The organism is Neobacillus sp. B24, assembly GCF_055381825.1.
This window is the reverse complement of sequence record NZ_AP035777.1, coordinates 3,823,802-3,841,501: the sequence shown is the minus strand read 5'-3', so window position 1 is coordinate 3,841,501 and position 17,700 is coordinate 3,823,802. Positions and strand designations below refer to the sequence as shown.

Here is a 17,700-nt window from a genome sequence, read left to right as displayed (position 1 = left end):
ACTTTTATGGCAACCCCTGTTTCTGTCAACGAGAAGAAGGATTTTATTCGCTGGTTTCTAAATCATTATCAATTAAAAAGAAGAGAATGTGTGTGGATTCTAAATTATTTGATGAGCCACGACCAATTGATGGAAAAGGTTCACTTTGTTGAGCAGGCACAATATTGCCCGCGTGGTTTAATTATGTCGACCCATTGTGTCGATAAGGTCCCGTTCCGTTTCTATAAGGAAAATGTCATGACAACAGACGCTGAAAAGTCCTTCCATGATATCCGCCTAAATCGGGATGAGGATATTTATATCCAATTAAACTTTCATGCTTCTAACCAGGCGCATCAATATGCTGCTGTTTTGGAGGAGAATCCCTATGTACCAAAACATCTTCAAGTAAATGAAAAAGATGGAATGATTGCCGAACAATTTCTACAAGGCAGCATCGAACGTTTTCAACGGGAAAAACTGTTGCAAATGATTGACCAGGCTTTAGATAAACAAGACCGGCAAGCTTTCAAAATTTTAACGGAAAAATTAAATAACCTTGCAAAGGTTGAACAAAAAGGAAGTTTGCGATAAGCAAGCTTCCTTTTTAACAGTTTTAAAAATAATACTTTTTCTTTTTAGTTTTCGGAGATAATGATATTATAAGTGAGAGTGATAAATGGAAACTCGTCGACTGGCGAGCCCGATAGGGCGAAGACAGAGGAGTAGTTGAATTTATGCGTTCAGAATTTATGGATATAAATTCTGATTAGCTAAATAAAGGATTGGTGCAAAATATGAAATGGGCTCCACGTGAGATCGAAACTTACCTTTCCGCCAAGGAATATGTGGATAGTGCTGTTGTACCCTTATATTCGGTTGACATAGGTGACCAAATGAAAGAATCGGCGGAAGCGGCAGAATTTATTACCTTGTTGACAAATTATTTGGAACGGCAATTTACCGGCAGACTTCTATTGTTCCCGCCATTTACATACTTACATAGAGATGCTGGGGAGGATGCCTCAAAGCGTCTGCAAGCATGGGAAGCGGAGATTGCTGGTGCAGAATTTAAACATATTTTTTATATTACCAGCGATTTGGAGTGGCGAAACCATGAAGAAGAACTGAAAGGTACTGTCATCTGGCTTCCGTCGATGCCGTTTGAGGGAATGAATGATTCTCAAAAAGTGGCTGTCATCGATCGCCAAGTAAAGCAGCTTTTAAGTCTCTTTACAAAAAAGTGGCATGAAAATTCGTAAAACAATTCATAATACTTATTTTTAAAATAGTATTGATATTGACCTCGCTTGAAGATTGATATATCATTGTTATGTCCTAGTTTTATATGTGTATATTTATGTCCGCTGGACTTAAATTTGTGAACAGAGGGGGGATAAGCATGAGTAAAGAGCGCGTTTCAAGACGTCAATTCTTAAGCTACACATTAACAGGCGTTGGTGGTTTCATGGCTGCCGGGATGTTAATGCCAATGGTTAGATTTGCTGTTGATCCTGTTTTAAGAGCCGAAGAAGGTGGAGATTTTATCGCAACCAGCCAGAAGGTTGCAGATCTTACTAGTAAACCGGTACGGGTTGACTTTACCTTTAAGCAAAAGGATGCATGGTATGAGTCTGAAGTTACCAACACTGCCTGGGTTTATAAGAATGATGACGGCAAGATTGTTGCTCTGTCACCAGTTTGTAAGCATTTGGGTTGTACCGTCAACTGGGGTTCTGATAAGGAGCATCCGGATCAATTCTTCTGCCCGTGCCACTATGGCCGTTATACGAAGGATGGAACCAATGTTAAAGGCACACCGCCTTTAGCACCACTTGATGTATATCCATACAAAGAAAAAGACGGTTTCCTTTATTTAGGGAAAGCTCAACCACGGAAGGAGGCGTAATCATTGTTAAACAAAATTTACGATTGGGTAGATGAACGTTTAGATATTACGCCTTTGTGGCGCGATATCGCAGACCATGAAGTACCTGAGCATGTTAACCCGGCGCATCATTTTTCGGCGTTTGTATACTGCTTTGGCGGTCTGACTTTCTTTATTACAGTTATTCAAATTCTTTCCGGTATGTTCTTGACCATGTATTATGTACCGGATATCAAAAATGCATGGGAATCAGTATTTTATCTTCAAAACCAGGTTGCTTTCGGACAAATTGTCCGCGGTATGCACCACTGGGGAGCTAGTTTAGTTATTGTAATGATGTTTTTACATACACTACGCGTCTTTTTCCAAGGTGCCTACAAAAAACCTCGTGAACTAAACTGGATTGTCGGAGTTCTTATCTTCTTCGTCATGCTGGGATTAGGGTTGACTGGTTACCTGTTGCCTTGGGACATGAAAGCGCTATTTGCAACAAAAGTTACGCTGCAAATTGTTGAATCAGTTCCATTCGCTGGTCCTTACTTGAAAACATTAATGGCAGGTCACGAACACATAGTTGGCGCGCAAACATTATCACGGTTCTTTGCAATCCACGTCTTCTTCTTACCTGCGGTATTATTTGGATTAATGGCTGCACACTTTGTAATGATTCGCAGACAAGGTATTTCCGGACCACTTTGATTTAAATATTAATTTGAAATTGTACGTATTTTCTCATCACTGCGGAAAAAGGAGGGGGATTGCTCGATGCATCGCGGTAAAGGTATGAAGTTTGTAGGCGACTCGCGTGTTCCTGCACGCGAAAGCCGTAAGCCTATGTTCCCGAAAGATTACTCAGAGTACCCTGGTAAGACAGAGGCATTCTGGCCTAACTTCCTTTTGAAAGAATGGATGATAGGTGCCGTATTTCTTGTCGGTTTTTTATGTTTAACAGTAGCGCATCCAAGTCCGCTTGAAAGAATAGCGGATCCGACCGATACAGGATATATTCCATTACCAGACTGGTATTTCTTATTCTTATATCAATTGCTCAAATATACCTATGCATCTGGTCCATATACAGTCGTAGGTGCGATGGTTATTCCGGGTCTAGCCTTTGGTGCCCTTTTATTGGCTCCATTTCTTGACCGTGGTCCTGAACGCCGTCCAAGCAAACGTCCACTTGCTACAGGATTTATGCTATTGGCCATTGCTGCCATCACATATTTAACATGGCAGTCTGTTGCAACTCACGACTGGGAGGCTGCAGAGCGTCAGGGTAAAATTGTCGAAAAAGTAGATATTGATAAAAGTGCTGAAGGTTACAAAATTGCCAATGAAAACACCTGTCTCACATGTCATGGAGAAAATCTTCAAGGCGGGGCTGGTGCACCTCCATTAGTGGGCATTGACTTAAAACCTGAAGAGATTGAAAAAATTGCAAGAGAAGGTAAAGGAAAAATGCCGGCCGGTGTCTTTAAAGGCGATGACGAACAGCTGAAAAAACTAGCTGAGTTCATCTCTGGTCTTGGTAAAGAATAATAACAATTAAAAGCTGACGGTACACGTCAGCTTTTTTGTTGACGGAAGGAGAATAGTTGTGCGCTGGATTTATCCACTGCTGGCGAATCGGTCCATTTTAAAGCTTTTATTGATTGTCAATATTGCAGGTACAATCTACGGGTATTATTGGTATGGCTGGCAGCTGAAACAAACACCGGCCATTTTTCTGGCTTTTGTCCCTGACAGTCCGACAGCAAGTCTTTTTTTTGTACTTGTTTTAATTGCTTTTCTACTTCGTAAAAACTGGCCGTTAATCGAGGCGCTTGCCATTGTGACGTTATTTAAGTATGGAATCTGGGCAGTTGTGATGAACATTTTCGTGTTTATTGTCCAAGGTGAACTTGAACCGGTTGGCTTTATGTTAATCCTTTCACATTTTGCAATGGCGGTTGAAGGTCTTTTATATGCTCCATTTTATCGATTTAAATTAAAACATTTAGTTATAACGGCTATTTGGACCCTACATAACGATATTATTGATTATGTCTTTCTTATGATGCCTAGCTATCATATGCTTGACAAATATATACCGCAAATCGGTTATTTTACATTCTGGCTTTCTCTCATTTCAATTGGGATTGCCTATTATGTTGTCATAAAGCCAAATCGTTTTAAATTGGAAATTAACTAGTTTTGCTATAAAACATGGTCTAACCTTGTCCACCCTTTCATACATTTTATTAGTAATGAAAGGGGGGACAAGGATTGAAATTAAGGCGGTTCCTTTTATTTGCAATAATCTTTTTGCTTATTCCCATCTCTGTTAATGCGCAAACCCAATCATCTATTGAGAAGCTTGATGATATTTCTGATGAAGCTCTTCAAATGGTAAAGTTTCATAGATATGAAGATGCAAAAAAGCTGCTGGATTATTTCTCTAATCAGTTTAAGAGTATAACTGGAATGGAGCAGCCATTATCCCTAGATGAAGTGAGGATTATTACCACATCGCATGATGAAGCGATGGAAGCGGCTGTTAGTCCAGATATGAAGCATGAGGAACGGATCAATAAACTGACAAAGTTTCGTCTTGTCATTGATGCGATTGCCACAAGCCATCAGCCTCTGTGGACTGAAATGGAAGGTCAAATCATGATGGCGTTTCAGCAGGCAAAGGCGGCCGCAGTGAATGGTGATTCAGCTCATTTTCATTCATACTTTAATACTTTTTTATCTCTTTATAATGTCATTTATCCAAGTATGAAAATAGATGTACCGGTAGAAAATATACAAAGATTAGATGCCCGGATTCAGTTTATCGATGAATACCGTTCACAGGTATTAACTGATACAGAGGGACAGCAGGAACTGGACAACCTTGGGCAGGATTTGAAGAATTTATTTTCTAACATAGAAGATGATGAGGCGGATCCATCGCTTTGGTGGGTAATTATTTCAACCGGTAGCATTATTATCGCGACTTTGTCCTATGTTGGCTGGAGAAAGTACCGGGGGGAAAGGGATATGAGAAAGGATTGGTCAAGAGAGCATAAAGATTGACTCTAGGCTGCCGGCTTTACTACAATGTTTTCAACAACAGCTCCAAGGAGGTTTCTTATGCTGTATTTACTCTATTTTGCTGTCATCTTGCTGATACCTTTGTGGGCCCAAATGAAAGTCAAAAGTGCATTTGCAAAATATTCTCGGGTGCCGACCTCAACATACCGCAGGGGGGCTGAAGTGGCCAGAGAAATTTTGAATGCAAACGGGTTATTTCATGTTGGCGTTGAAGAAGGCCGCGGTTTTTTAAGTGACCATTATGATCCACGGGCAAAAACAATCCGTTTATCACCGGAAAATTATCATGGAAATTCAATTGCTTCTGCAGCAATTGCCGCACATGAATGCGGACATGCTATTCAAGATGGGGAAGGATATGCATTTTTACGGTTTCGTCACGCGCTGGTTCCCGTTGCAAATTTGGGCTCAAATGCGTCATGGATTTTGATCATGTTAGGTATTTTATTTCATGCGAGCGGTATGCTGTTATTGGGAATTATTTTTATGGCTGCTGCTGTCCTGTTCCAAATCGTCACGTTGCCGGTTGAGTTTAATGCCTCAAGCCGCGCCATGGATCAGGTGGTTTCTCTCGGTTTAATTGCCAATCGGGAAGAACGAGAGGCAAGAAAAGTCCTTAATGCGGCGGCTTTGACCTATGTGGCAGCGGCAGCAGTTGCGGTTTTGGAACTATTAAGGTTAGTTCTCATTTTTACAGGAATGAATCGTAGTAACGATTAAAAAGACGCGAAGTTCGCGTCTTTTTCTTTAATCTGTAATCGGCATTTTATTTTCATCTAAGGTAAAGCCTTCTCCGTGCACATCATGAACAATGGAAATAGAAATGAAGGCATGTGGATCGACGGAGGTGATAATCGATTTTAACCGCATAATTTCATTTTTTGCCACTACACAATATAAAACGTCCCGTTCATTTTTGGTATATGAACCATAGCCTCTTAATGCAGTCACTCCGCGGTCCATTTCTTCCATTATTTTTTGGGCAATTTGCTCATTTCTTTCCGAAATAATCATGGCTCCCCTCGCAGAGTATGCTCCCTCCTGGATAAAGTCAATTACCCTTGCTCCGACAAAGACAGCAACCAGTGTGTACATGGCCTCTTTATAATTTAAGTATGTAATCAATGATAGGGTTATGACACAGGCATCAAAGATAAACATTGTTTTGCCCATATTCCAGCCCACATACTTTTGCACTAGCCTGGCGATAATGTCTACGCCTCCCGTTGTTCCGCCGAATCGAAAAATAATCCCCAATCCAATGCCGGCAAAAACCCCGGCAAACAGGGCTGCCAGTGTCAGATCATGTTTGAGAGGCATGTCAATTGAATAGCGCTGAAATATCCATAGAAATACCGAAACGGCTACCGTGCCTATAATAGTGTATAAAAAGGCATTTCGACCAAGGAATTTCCACCCAATAATAAACAATGGAATATTTAGGATTAGGTTTGTATAGGAAGGATCCCATTTCCATAAGAAATAAAAGAGCAGGGTAATCCCTGTAAATCCACCTTCCGCAAGCTTGTTTTGCATATTAAAATGGACTAGCCCAAAGGAAAAAATGGCTGTACCCAATAAAATAAATAGTATATTTTTAAATTTAAGTCCGACTATCATAAACCTTCCTCCTCTTCCATATTTTTCACATCTACGGCGGAGACTATTATATCGAATAAAAGACGGATGGGCAATTGTTGGGATAAAACTAGTCGATTAATTAAAACATTTGTAAAACAGGCACAATTTAGCTAACATGAAAAGAGGAAAGATGACAAACGAGCATAGTTTAGAGGTGATGTAAATGACAACAAATGGGAAAACGATGAAACAGCTTCAATCAGAGGTTGATACATATATTAGTCAATTTAAGGAAGGGTATTTCAGCCCGCTGGCCATGATGGCAAGACTGACAGAAGAGCTTGGTGAACTGGCAAGAGAAATAAACCACCACTATGGAGAGAAACCAAAAAAAGCTTCTGAAACGGAAAAGGCCATTGAAGAAGAACTGGGTGATCTTCTGTTTGTCACAATTTGTCTAGCCAATTCATTACAAATTGATTTGGAACAGGCCCATGATTATGTGATGAATAAATTCAATACCAGAGATAAGGATCGCTGGACAAGAATTGACCAGGAAAGCTAGGAGTGAAGAAGATGGAAAGTATTAAAATTATTATTGCTGGCCCAAGGGGACGAATGGGCAGTGAAGCAGTTAAGCTTGTAACTAGCACAGAACATTTTGAGCTTGCCGCGGCAGTCGATTATAAATTTGATGGCATGATGTTAAGTGATTTACCAGGTTTCCAGGCCGCCCGTAATGTCCCGGTTTATGGCGATCTTAAACAGTGCTTAGAAAATGTTTCTGCTGATGTCCTTATTGATTTAACTGTGCCGGAAGTGGGCATGCAGCATGCAAAAACTGCTTTGGAATACAATGTTCGTCCGGTAGTCGGCACAACCGGATTTACTCAGGAAAATTTGACGGAACTACAGCAAATATGCCAAGAAAAAGAAATTGGCTGCATTATTGCTCCTAATTTTGCCATTGGTGCTGTCCTAATGATGAAATTCTCTCAAATGGCGGCAAAATATTTTGCTGATGTCGAAATAATTGAGCTGCATCATGATCAAAAACTTGATGCACCGTCCGGGACGGCCGTTAAAACGGCAGAAATGATTTCTGCTGTCAGGGAATCGAAAAAGCAGGGGCATCCAAATGAGAAGGAAACCTTGCCGGGTGCAAGAGGTGCAGACATGAATGGGATGCATATACACTCTGTCCGTTTGCCAGGTTTAATTGCTCATCAGCAGGTGTTATTTGGTTCTGATGGACAAACATTAACAATACGCCATGATTCCTACCATAGAGGTTCCTTTATGTCAGGTGTTAAATTGGCTGTTGAAACCGTCATGAAGCAGAACACCTTTGTATACGGTCTTGAGAATATATTAGATTAGGAGCCCTACTATGAATATTGCACTAATTGCACATGATAAAAAGAAGGATGCTTTGGTACAATTTGCAGTTGCTTACAAGGACATTTTCGCCAAACACAGTTTATTTGCAACCGGGACAACCGGACAGCGTATTCAGGAGGCAACGGGCTTGGCAATAACTCGATTTCAATCAGGTCCATATGGCGGGGATCAGGAAATTGGTGCGATGATTGCCAAAAATAATATGGATGCCGTTTTCTTTTTTCGCGACCCGTTGACAGCCCAGCCGCATGAGCCAGATGTTACCGCGCTTGTCCGCCTTTGTGATGTTTATTCAATACCGCTTGCAACTAACATGGGTACTGCAGAATTGTTACTCAGGGGTTTGGATGAGGGCTTGCTTGATTGGAGAAAAATTGCTAGGGAGAATAATAAAAAAGATGGACAATAATCAACTACATATTCTAGCATTTGGTGCGCATGCCGATGATGTTGAAATCGGCATGGCGGGGACAATTGCCAAATTGGCAGCAGAAGGAAAACAAATTGGAATTTGCGATTTGACGAATGCCGAACTTTCATCAAATGGTACAGTCACGCTCAGAAAAGAAGAAGCGGCAAAAGCTGCAGATATATTGGGAGTTAAGGTTCGCAGTTCATTGGGACTTCCCGATCGAGGCTTGCTTCTTCAGGATGAATATATAAGAAAAATAGCAGGTATAGTTCGTACGTATAAGCCAAAAATCGTATTTGCTCCGTATTTTGAAGACCGCCATCCCGATCATGGCAATTGTGCCAGACTTGTAGATGAAGCGGTGTTTTCTGCCGGAATTAAAAATTATCAAACAGATGAGACGCTTCCGTCACACCGGGTGGAACGCATTTATTACTATATGATTAACGGGTTTCATAAACCAGATTTTACAGTGGATATTTCCGCTTTTTTTGATAAAAAGCTGGCTGCCCTAAGGGCCTATAAAAGCCAATTTGAAAAGACTGCTGAAAGTATAGAAACACCCCTTGTAAACGGCTATATTGAGAATGTTGAGGCAAGAGAGAGAATGTTTGGCAAGCTTGTTGGTGCTGCCTTTGCTGAAGGGTTCAAAACAAATGTGCCGATTCTCATGAACCGTGATTTGATAGGAGAATAGCTATGAAAAAACTAAAAATCGGGATTACTTGCTACCCAACCGTGGGCGGTTCTGGAGTGGTAGCGACAGAATTGGGAAAATTACTGGCTGAAAAAGGCCATGAGATTCATTTTATCTCCTCAAGCATCCCGTTTCGCTTAAATAAAATCTATCATAATATCTATTATCATCAGGTAGAGGTAAACCAATATTCTGTGTTTCAATACCCGCCATATGATATTGCACTGGCCAGTAAAATGGCTGAAGTGGTAAATCGAGAGAAGCTTGATATCCTGCACGTTCATTATGCAATTCCACATGCAGTTTGTGCGATCCTTGCAAAGCAAATGTCGGGCAGGGATATCAAGATTGTCACCACTCTGCACGGTACGGACATAACCGTTTTGGGCTATGATCCTTCGTTATCAGATGCTATTAAATTCGGGATTGAAAAATCTGATGTGGTTACGGCTGTTTCCGGTGCCTTGGTCGATCAAACATATGAGCTAATTAACCCTGATAAATCAATTGAAACGGTCTATAACTTTATCGATGACCGCATTTATCGCAAAAGTGACACCAGACATCTAAAATCAGAATTTGGGATAAAGGAAGATGAAAAAGTCGTAATCCATGTATCCAATTTCCGGGCCGTAAAACGGGTACCTGATGTTATCAAGACGTTTGCCAATATTGCTGCGACCATGCCGGCAAAGTTACTTTTGGTCGGAGACGGACCGGAAATGACGATTGTCTGTAAACTTGTCCGTAAGCTAGGTCTAGAGGATCAAGTCATTATCCTTGGAAAACAAGAAAATCTCGAAGAATTATATTCAATCAGTGATTTAATGCTGTTGTTATCTGAAAAAGAAAGCTTTGGCCTTGTTGCCTTAGAGGGGATGGCCTGCGGCGTTCCTTGTATTGGGACAAATGTCGGTGGCATACCTGAAGTGATCGAGGATGGGGTAACTGGTTATCTTTGTGATGTTGGCGATATTAACGATGCTTCCAGCAAGGGTATTGCCCTTTTAAATGATCACGCCATTCACGAACAATTCGCCCTTAAGTGTGTTGAGACTGTCAAAACAAAATTTCAGGCTGACCAAATTGTCGAGAAATATGAAAACTTATATTTCGGCCTGGTTTGAAGGTGATTATGATGATAGAACCGTTTTTATCTGCTGTACCGATATTAAAGAAACTAGAAGACTCGGGATATAAGGCTTTCTTTGTCGGCGGTTCTGTCAGAGATTACCTGCTAGGCAAACAAATCAGCGATGTTGATATTGCAACCTCCGCTACTCCAGAAGAAGTAAAAGAGATTTTCCCAAAGACTGTTGATGTTGGGATTGAACATGGAACCGTTCTTGTTTTATATCACCATCAATCATATGAAATTACCACCTTCAGAACAGAAGGGGAGTATCAGGATTATCGAAGACCCATAGAAGTAGAGTTTATCCGCAATCTTGAAGATGACCTAAAGCGCCGCGACTTTACGATGAATGCCATTGCAATGGATTGTAATGGAAGGGTAATCGACCCGTTCCATGGTCACATGGCTATTAGGGAAAAGGTCATTCAGACCGTAGGCTTGGCCTCAGACCGGTTTCAGGAAGATGCCTTAAGAATGATGCGGGCGGTGCGGTTTGTCAGTCAGCTCGGTTTTCAAATTGAAAATGAGACCCGGCTGGCTTTATCGGACCTAGGGTATTTACTCGAGAAAATAGCGGTGGAACGAAAGCGGGCCGAATTTGAAAAATTGTTGGTTGGAAGTCATTGGCACAAGGCAATGAAGATCCTGCTTGAAGCCGGTCTTCATGATTACTTACCGGGGTTGAAAAATCGTAAGCAGCAGCTAGAAAAATTGCTTGGGTACGATAGCCATCAACTAAACCATCTCGAAATGTGGTCACTGCTCATTTACTGTATAGAGTTATCAGAATCCCAAATCGAATCGTTCTTAAGAAATTGGCGGCTTCCTGTAAAGGAGATCAAAGATATTAGACACATTTTATTTTTCCTAAGCAAAAGGCTGAGGGATGTTTGGTCGGTCTATAATCTTTACATAGCGGGAAAAGATACCATTCAATCGGTTGAAAAGCTCAATGTTGTCATTAACGGAATTGAGGAGTCAGTTTCTTTTCATGAATGGATTGCGGAATATGACAGACTGCCGATTAAACAACGCTCCGATTTGGCGGTAACCGGCAATGACCTGATGGACTGGCTCCAGCTTGACCCGGGTCCTTGGCTAAAAGAAACACTCTTGAAAATCGAAATTGCCATTTTGGAAGGAAAACTGACAAATGATAAATCCAAAATTAAGGAGTGGCTGATAACGTGCAGTCAGAAATAAGAAAAAAACTGCTCGATGCCTTTACGAATAGCGGTGAATCCTATTTATCCGGCCAGCATCTTGCCGAACTAATTGGCTGCTCCAGAACAGCAGTATGGAAACATATTGAGGAATTGCGAAAAGAAGGCTTTGAATTAGAGGCGGTCCGAAAAAAGGGCTATCGAATTTTAAAAACACCAGAAAAAATAACTGCCGATGAAATCAGACTTGGGTTAACTACCTCCTTCATTGGGGGAAATATCCATTATGAAGATACGGTTGAATCAACGCAAAAAATTGCTCATCGGCTCGCCTCCGATGGTGTACCGGAAGGCACTGTTGTGATTGCCGAGGAACAGCTCTCAGGTAAGGGAAGAATGAGCAGGAAATGGCATTCGCCCAAATTTACTGGGGTATGGATGAGCCTTATTCTCCGTCCCAATATTCCCCTGACTAAAGCACCGCAGTTAACGCTCTTAATGGCTGTTGCTATTGTTCAGGCAATCGAAGAGATCACACAACTGAAACCGGAAATTAAGTGGCCAAATGATATTTTGATTAAGGGTAAGAAAATAACTGGTATTTTAACTGAATTGCAGGCAGAAGCAGACAGAATTCATTCAATCATTATTGGAATTGGAATAAATGTCAATCAACAGATTGAGGATTTTCCTGTTGAACTCCGGGAGACGGCAAGCTCGCTTTCCATAGAAACAGGAGAAACAATTTCCCGTGCAGGGTTAATCAAAAGCGTTTTTAAGCATTTTGAAAAATTATATTTACTATACCTGAAACAAGGTTTTTTCCCGATTAAGCTTTTATGGGAAAGCTATGCCGTCAGTATCGGAAAAGTCTTGAAGGCAAGAACGTTAACACATGTTATTGAGGGGAAGGCATTGGGCATTACCGATGAAGGCGTACTAAAAATTGAGGACCAAGAGGGGACTATCCACCAAGTGTACTCTGCAGATATCGAACTATAAACCAATGAATTGATTCTTGTTCTTTTTTGGGAATTTGATATAATTTTTTATGGGCAGTATCTAAACAGAACTGCACCTTATCTTTGAAACTAAAACAAAATGGTTTCTGCCTAGATCCATAACGGACCGGGACAGAGGGATGGAACATGTCAAGAGTAACGGAATCCTTCTGCCATCAGAAGGATTTTTTTATTGCTTAACAACTCGTTTTGTCACCTCTCCCAATTTAAAAGGAGGGAAAATGATGAAGCAAACCACGGATTTTTTGAAAATGAAGCAAAATAACGAAAAGATTGTCATGCTGACGGCTTACGACTTTCCGTCCGCAAAACAAGCGGAACAAGGAGGGGTAGATATGATCCTCGTTGGTGATTCGCTTGGCATGGTTGTGTTAGGCTACGACTCCACCATTCCTGTGACACTCGAAGACATGATTCATCATACAAAGGCAGTAAAACGTGGTGCAAAGGATACCTTTATTGTTGTGGACATGCCGTTTCTTACCTACCATTTATCGGTTAGGGATACACTTGTAAATGCAGGAAGACTGATTCAGGAAACCGGTGCCCATGCCGTTAAACTTGAAGGTGCTGATGAGGTGCTTGAAATAATTTCCGCACTTACAGCGGCAGGTATTCCTGTATGCGCCCATTTGGGCCTAACTCCGCAGTCTGTAGGCGTCTTGGGCGGATACAAGGTTCAAGGCAAAGATGCTGATGCCGCAAAAAAATTATTGGAAGATGCAAAGAAATGTGAGCAAGCAGGAGCTTTTGCGGTTGTTTTGGAATGCGTGCCAAAACAGTTGGCGGAAGAGGTGACGAAATCGCTGGCAATTCCAGTCATCGGTATCGGTGCGGGTATCAAAGTCGATGGCCAGGTTCTTGTCTATCACGATATTTTGGGCTATGGTGTTGACCGGGTTCCAAAGTTCGTCAAACAATACCATTCAGTGAATCCGTTTATGATTGAATCGATTCAGGCCTATGTATCGGATGTGAAAGGTGAGCACTTCCCTGAAGATAAACATAGTTTTACGATGAAAGAAGAGCAGTTGAAAGTACTGTATGGAGGCAAAGCATGAAGGTCATTACATCCATCAAGGAAATGCAGGCAGAAATAATCAGCCAAAAACAGTCTGGCAAATCAATTGGATTTGTTCCGACAATGGGGTATCTTCATGAAGGGCATTTAACCTTGATTAAACAAGCCAGAAAAGAAAACGAGATTGTGGTAGTTAGTATTTTTGTCAACCCGCTGCAATTTGGACCTAATGAAGACTTTGCGTCCTATCCGCGAGACTTTGCACGTGACAGGGCTCTGACAGAAGCGGAAAACGTTGACTATGTCTTTCATCCCATGGCCGAAGAAATGTATCCCTCCGAACCATCCGTAACAGTGACGGTACGCGAACGGACTGACGTATTATGTGGAAAATCACGGCCTGGCCATTTTGATGGAGTCGCCACAGTTGTAACCAAATTATTTAATATTGTCACGCCTACAAGAGCCTATTTTGGCAAAAAGGATGCCCAACAGGTTGCAGTCATTGAAGGCTTGATTGCCGATTTTAATTTTCCGATTGAACTAAGGGCAGTAGAAATTATCCGTGAAAGTGACGGGCTCGCAAAAAGTTCGCGGAATGTTAATCTTTTGCCTGAAGAAAGGCAGCAAGCACCAGTACTTTATCGTAGCCTGCAGGAAACAAAGCAGGCAATAGAACATGGGGAACGGAATCCCGCCACCCTTATTGGGATAATTGGAGAAATGATTGCCCTTGATTCGCAGGGAACTATTGACTATATCGAAATTCTCTCTTATCCGCAGTTAAAGCCGTTGGAAAAATTAGAAGGCAGGATTATTATTGCTCTTGCAGTAAAATTTACGGCAGTTCGATTGATTGACAATATAATTATTGATATAAATTAAGATTCAACCAGGGGAGGAACCTAATCTATGTTTCGCCACATGATGAATGGCAAAATCCATCGTGCAACAGTCACAGAAGCAAACTTAAACTATGTGGGCAGCATTACAATAGATGAAGATATATTGGATCGTGTTGGCATGATTGCCAATGAAAAGGTTCAAATTGTTAACAACAACAACGGAGCCCGCTTCGAAACTTATATTATTCCGGGAGAACGGGGCAGCGGGGTTATTTGTATAAACGGTGCTGCAGCGCGTCTTGCCCAGCCTGGGGACATCGTGATTATTATATCCTACTGCTTAGTAGGAGAGGAAAAGCTGTCTTCCCACCAGCCTAAAGTAGCTATTATGGGTGAAAACAATGTAATCAAGGAATTGATAAAGGCAGAGCCGGCCCATACAATTATGTAAAAGGAGAAGGTCCCCAACGATTTGGGGGCCTATCTTTTTGTAAATAATAGTCTATATATCGTTTTTCTTTTTGGTATTTTTATGATACTGTACAAGGAATGAAGCTTTGGGGTGTTAATTAATGTTTACCAATAAATTTGTAGTAATTGACTTGGAGACCACGGGAAATCTCCCTAAAAAAGGTGATAAGATTATTCAATTTGCCGCGGTGGTCATTGAAAATGGAATCATAACTGAAAAATTCTCTTCACTCATCAATCCCCAAAAATCGATTCCGGTGTTTATTGAGGAATTAACCGGTATTCATGATGATATGGTTAAGGATGCACCCGTTTTTTCAGAAATAGGTGCCAAAGTAATGGAATTATTGGATGGGGCCTATTTTGTTGCCCATAATGTATTATTTGACCTGTCTTTTCTACAGGAAGAATTGCTCCAAGCTGGTTTTGAAGGCTTCTACGGCTCTGTTCTTGATACAGTAGAAATGGCCCGAATACTATATCCGACTGCAGATGGCTATAAGCTGTCCGATTTGGCTGAAAGGGAACAACTGGCTCACGATCGCCCACATCAGGCAGACAGTGATGCCGAAGTGACAGCAGAGCTGTTCCTCATCTTCTTAAGGAAGTTAGCACAATTGCCGACGATTACCCTTCAACAGCTGCAGCCGTTATCAGGTGGATTGAAAAGTGACTTGCAGCAGCTGCTGGACGAATTATTGATTGTTATGAACCAAACTCACCAAAAATTGCATGATTCACTTGAAATACATAAAGGCATTGCCATGAAAAGACTGACAGAACTACAGGATGATTCCCCCTCAAAATCTGCTTTGGAATACCCTGGGGATGATGACAAGAAGATTAATTTAATCCGCAGAGCATTTGAAGAGTATGAGAATCGGACAGGACAGTTTACAATGATGGATACAGTCTATACTGCGTTCAATCAGGAACGGCATGCAATAATTGAAGCGGGTACAGGTGTAGGGAAATCATTGGGTTACTTAATCCCGGCTGCTTATTTTTCTAAACAGACAAACTCGCCGGTAATCATTAGCACCCACACAATCCAGCTGCAGGAACAGTTATTATACAAGGAAATCCCAAAACTAAGGGGTATTCTCCCATTCGTAATCAAGACCGTTCTGCTTAAAGGACGGAGCCACTATATCTGTTTGGAAAAATTCCGCCAAAGTTTATTTGACGAAAATGATAACTATGATACAACGTTGTCCAAAATGCAAATTCTTGTTTGGTTGACAGAAACGGAAACCGGGGACAAGGACGAATTAAATTTATCAAGTGGCGGGCTAATTTATTGGAATAAAATTAAAAATGACGGCGTGGTTTATTCGCAAAATCATGGTGAGCAAGAACGTGATTTTTACCAGAAAGCGAAGGTTGATGCCAAGACCGCCAATATTATCATTACGAATCACTCATTGTTGTTAAATGACCTGCGGGATAAAAGTTCGGCTCTTCCACATTATGATTTTGCCATAATTGACGAAGGTCATCATCTCGAGAAAGCAGCGGTTCATTTTTTTGGAACCACATTAGATTACTTATCGACAAGAATGTTAATTGGCCAATTCGGTCAATATGAACAAAAACAGCTATTCTATGAACTCGAAGAAATATTGAAAGACAAACAAGCCGCCGGAGCTGGGGACACGCGCCACTTGTTCAAGTTGGACCAATTGGTCGTTGATTTGAATTATGAAATGGATGAATTTTTTAAGCTGTTGGCATTATTCGCAAAACGGAAGCTGGCGAACAAAACTGGATTCTTTCGCAGTAAGGTCCGCTTCTCTCCCTTGGATAACAGCAAAGAAAGCAGGGCAGTGCTGCATAGTGCCGAAAGGTTTAGCTTTTTAATTAAAGATTTACAGACAGTCATTAACGAGAGATTAAAATGGGTCCAGCAGCTTAACTATAAGCTAACGGTATATCAGGAGAGCAAACTTGAGGAGTTAGTTGTTTTTTTAAATGAAATTACTGAATTAAGAAATACGCTCAAAACCTGCTTTATCAATGAATCTAAAGATGTCAAATGGGTTGAAATTGATCTTCGCTCACCGCAAAACGTGACGACGTTTATTGCCCAGCCTGCTTCAGTAGGAGAGCGATTGAAAGAGAAATTATTTTCAAGTAAAAAAGCCATTGTGATTACTTCTGCCACTTTAACTGTAAACAAATCCTTTCATTATATGAAAAAGGAATTGGGGCTGGATGGTGCATCTACAACAGAGCTTGTGGTCCCATCGCCATTTGCGTATAAAGACCAGGTTCAAATGTTCGTACCGGAGGACCTGCCAGAAATCAACAGCGTATCATTGGATGAATATGTGATTTCGATAACAGAACATATTATTTCAATTGCAGAGGCAACCAAGGGTAGAATGCTGCTACTGTTTACTGCCTATGACATGCTGAAGAAAACGTATGAATTAATTAAAGAGAGCGGATTTTTAGATGAGTATGTCTTAATTGCCCAAGGTATAACAAGCGGAAGCAGGACGAGACTGACGCGGAACTTTCAGCGTTATGAAAAGGCAATTTTGCTTGGGACAAGCAGTTTCTGGGAGGGAGTGGATATCCCGGGCGAAGACCTGTCCTGTTTAGTCATTGTTAGGCTGCCATTTAGTCCGCCTGATGAACCGCTGACGGAAGCGAAATGCCAGTTGATTGAAAAACGGGGCGGCAATCCCTTTTCGGAATATTCATTGCCGGAAGCTGTACTCAGATTTAAGCAGGGGTTTGGCCGGTTAATCCGGACACAAAATGATAAGGGTGTTGTGGTTGTTTTTGATAAAAGAATTGTCACAACCAACTACGGAAAATACTTTTTGGCATCCGTCCCGCCAGTTACGATAAAAAGAGGACCACTAAATGAATTAATTGAGAGTATCCAAACTTGGTTATGATAAAGTGAAACTTCAAACAGTGGGGGGGGGCCATCCCCCACTGATTGTTAGTCCCGTTCTACTGTCTCTAATATCGTGTCTGTCGACACGATAAAGAG

20 protein-coding genes are annotated in these 17,700 nt (G+C 41.3%); 19 read left to right on the top strand and 1 reads right to left on the bottom strand.

Features of this window, described 5'->3' with window-relative positions:
* The first annotated feature begins 6 nt into the window (after nt 1-6).
* The 8 genes from ACZ43M_RS18955 (at nt 7) to ACZ43M_RS18920 (ending at nt 5,665) form a co-directional block, all read left to right on the top strand.
* Nucleotides 7-573 (top strand): ReoY family proteolytic degradation factor, encoded by a 567-nt coding sequence (locus tag ACZ43M_RS18955; RefSeq protein WP_464504075.1) that lies wholly within the window; start codon nt 7-9, stop codon nt 571-573.
* Nucleotides 574-776: 203 nt separating this feature from the next.
* Nucleotides 777-1,241: a YpiF family protein gene (locus tag ACZ43M_RS18950; protein ID WP_464504074.1), complete on the top strand. Its 465-nt coding sequence runs from the start codon at nt 777-779 to the stop codon at nt 1,239-1,241.
* Nucleotides 1,242-1,381: 140 nt separating this feature from the next.
* Nucleotides 1,382-1,888 carry a Rieske 2Fe-2S domain-containing protein gene (locus ACZ43M_RS18945; RefSeq protein WP_464504073.1) on the top strand — a complete coding sequence of 169 codons (507 nt, stop codon included), beginning with the start codon at nt 1,382-1,384 and terminating at the stop codon, nt 1,886-1,888.
* Between the two features lie 3 nt (nt 1,889-1,891).
* Nucleotides 1,892-2,566, top strand: coding sequence for a menaquinol-cytochrome c reductase cytochrome b subunit (qcrB, locus tag ACZ43M_RS18940; protein WP_464504072.1), 675 nt, complete (start codon nt 1,892-1,894; stop codon nt 2,564-2,566).
* 66 nt (nt 2,567-2,632) lie between these two features.
* The gene (locus ACZ43M_RS18935) at nt 2,633-3,406 is read left to right on the top strand and encodes a c-type cytochrome (RefSeq protein ID WP_464504071.1); all 774 of its coding nucleotides are present in this window, start codon (nt 2,633-2,635) and stop codon (nt 3,404-3,406) included.
* A 58-nt stretch (nt 3,407-3,464) separates the two neighbouring features.
* Nucleotides 3,465-4,058, top strand: a complete 594-nt coding sequence (lhaT, locus tag ACZ43M_RS18930; protein WP_464504070.1) for a lipoprotein heptaprenylglyceryl N-acetyltransferase LhaT — start codon at nt 3,465-3,467, stop codon at nt 4,056-4,058.
* 74 nt (nt 4,059-4,132) lie between these two features.
* The gene (ypjB, locus tag ACZ43M_RS18925) at nt 4,133-4,927 is read left to right on the top strand and encodes a sporulation protein YpjB (protein WP_464504069.1); all 795 of its coding nucleotides are present in this window, start codon (nt 4,133-4,135) and stop codon (nt 4,925-4,927) included.
* A 57-nt stretch (nt 4,928-4,984) separates the two neighbouring features.
* Complete coding sequence (locus ACZ43M_RS18920; protein WP_464504068.1) at nt 4,985-5,665, top strand: zinc metallopeptidase; 681 nt, start codon at nt 4,985-4,987, stop codon at nt 5,663-5,665.
* Nucleotides 5,666-5,692: 27 nt separating this feature from the next.
* Here the strand turns inward: ACZ43M_RS18920 and ACZ43M_RS18915 are convergent, their stop codons facing one another.
* A complete protein-coding gene (locus ACZ43M_RS18915; protein ID WP_464504067.1) occupies nt 5,693-6,565 on the bottom strand; it encodes a YitT family protein in 873 nt (290 codons plus the stop codon).
* Between the two features lie 184 nt (nt 6,566-6,749).
* On the opposite strand from ACZ43M_RS18915, the gene ACZ43M_RS18910 reads away from it, so the two are divergent.
* The 11 genes from ACZ43M_RS18910 (at nt 6,750) to dinG (ending at nt 17,602) form a co-directional block, all read left to right on the top strand.
* Nucleotides 6,750-7,091 carry a nucleotide pyrophosphohydrolase gene (locus ACZ43M_RS18910; RefSeq protein ID WP_464504066.1) on the top strand — a complete coding sequence of 114 codons (342 nt, stop codon included), beginning with the start codon at nt 6,750-6,752 and terminating at the stop codon, nt 7,089-7,091.
* An 11-nt stretch (nt 7,092-7,102) separates the two neighbouring features.
* Nucleotides 7,103-7,906, top strand: coding sequence for a 4-hydroxy-tetrahydrodipicolinate reductase (gene dapB / locus ACZ43M_RS18905; RefSeq protein WP_464504065.1), 804 nt, complete (start codon nt 7,103-7,105; stop codon nt 7,904-7,906).
* A gap of 10 nt (nt 7,907-7,916) precedes the next feature.
* The gene (mgsA, locus tag ACZ43M_RS18900; protein ID WP_464504064.1) at nt 7,917-8,336 is read left to right on the top strand and encodes a methylglyoxal synthase; all 420 of its coding nucleotides are present in this window, start codon (nt 7,917-7,919) and stop codon (nt 8,334-8,336) included.
* The gene (gene bshB1, locus ACZ43M_RS18895; RefSeq protein WP_464504063.1) at nt 8,326-9,036 is read left to right on the top strand and encodes a bacillithiol biosynthesis deacetylase BshB1; all 711 of its coding nucleotides are present in this window, start codon (nt 8,326-8,328) and stop codon (nt 9,034-9,036) included. The genes mgsA and bshB1 overlap by 11 nt, the downstream gene beginning before the upstream one ends.
* A gap of 2 nt (nt 9,037-9,038) precedes the next feature.
* Nucleotides 9,039-10,163: an N-acetyl-alpha-D-glucosaminyl L-malate synthase BshA gene (bshA, locus tag ACZ43M_RS18890; protein WP_464504062.1), complete on the top strand. Its 1,125-nt coding sequence runs from the start codon at nt 9,039-9,041 to the stop codon at nt 10,161-10,163.
* Between the two features lie 8 nt (nt 10,164-10,171).
* Nucleotides 10,172-11,374: a CCA tRNA nucleotidyltransferase gene (locus tag ACZ43M_RS18885; RefSeq protein ID WP_464504061.1), complete on the top strand. Its 1,203-nt coding sequence runs from the start codon at nt 10,172-10,174 to the stop codon at nt 11,372-11,374.
* On the top strand, nt 11,359-12,336 hold the full coding sequence (locus ACZ43M_RS18880) for a biotin--[acetyl-CoA-carboxylase] ligase (protein ID WP_464504060.1): 978 nt from the start codon (nt 11,359-11,361) through the stop codon (nt 12,334-12,336). Before ACZ43M_RS18885 ends, ACZ43M_RS18880 begins: the two co-directional genes overlap by 16 nt.
* 244 nt (nt 12,337-12,580) lie before the next feature.
* Entirely contained in the window at nt 12,581-13,417 is an 837-nt protein-coding gene (panB, locus tag ACZ43M_RS18875; protein WP_464508065.1) for a 3-methyl-2-oxobutanoate hydroxymethyltransferase, read from the top strand.
* The gene (panC, locus tag ACZ43M_RS18870) at nt 13,414-14,262 is read left to right on the top strand and encodes a pantoate--beta-alanine ligase (protein WP_464504059.1); all 849 of its coding nucleotides are present in this window, start codon (nt 13,414-13,416) and stop codon (nt 14,260-14,262) included. The genes panB and panC overlap by 4 nt, the downstream gene beginning before the upstream one ends.
* Nucleotides 14,263-14,289: 27 nt before the next feature.
* Entirely contained in the window at nt 14,290-14,673 is a 384-nt protein-coding gene (gene panD, locus ACZ43M_RS18865; protein WP_464504058.1) for an aspartate 1-decarboxylase, read from the top strand.
* 121 nt (nt 14,674-14,794) lie between these two features.
* Nucleotides 14,795-17,602 carry an ATP-dependent DNA helicase DinG gene (gene dinG, locus ACZ43M_RS18860; RefSeq protein WP_464504057.1) on the top strand — a complete coding sequence of 936 codons (2,808 nt, stop codon included), beginning with the start codon at nt 14,795-14,797 and terminating at the stop codon, nt 17,600-17,602.
* Nucleotides 17,603-17,700: the final 98 nt, after the last annotated feature.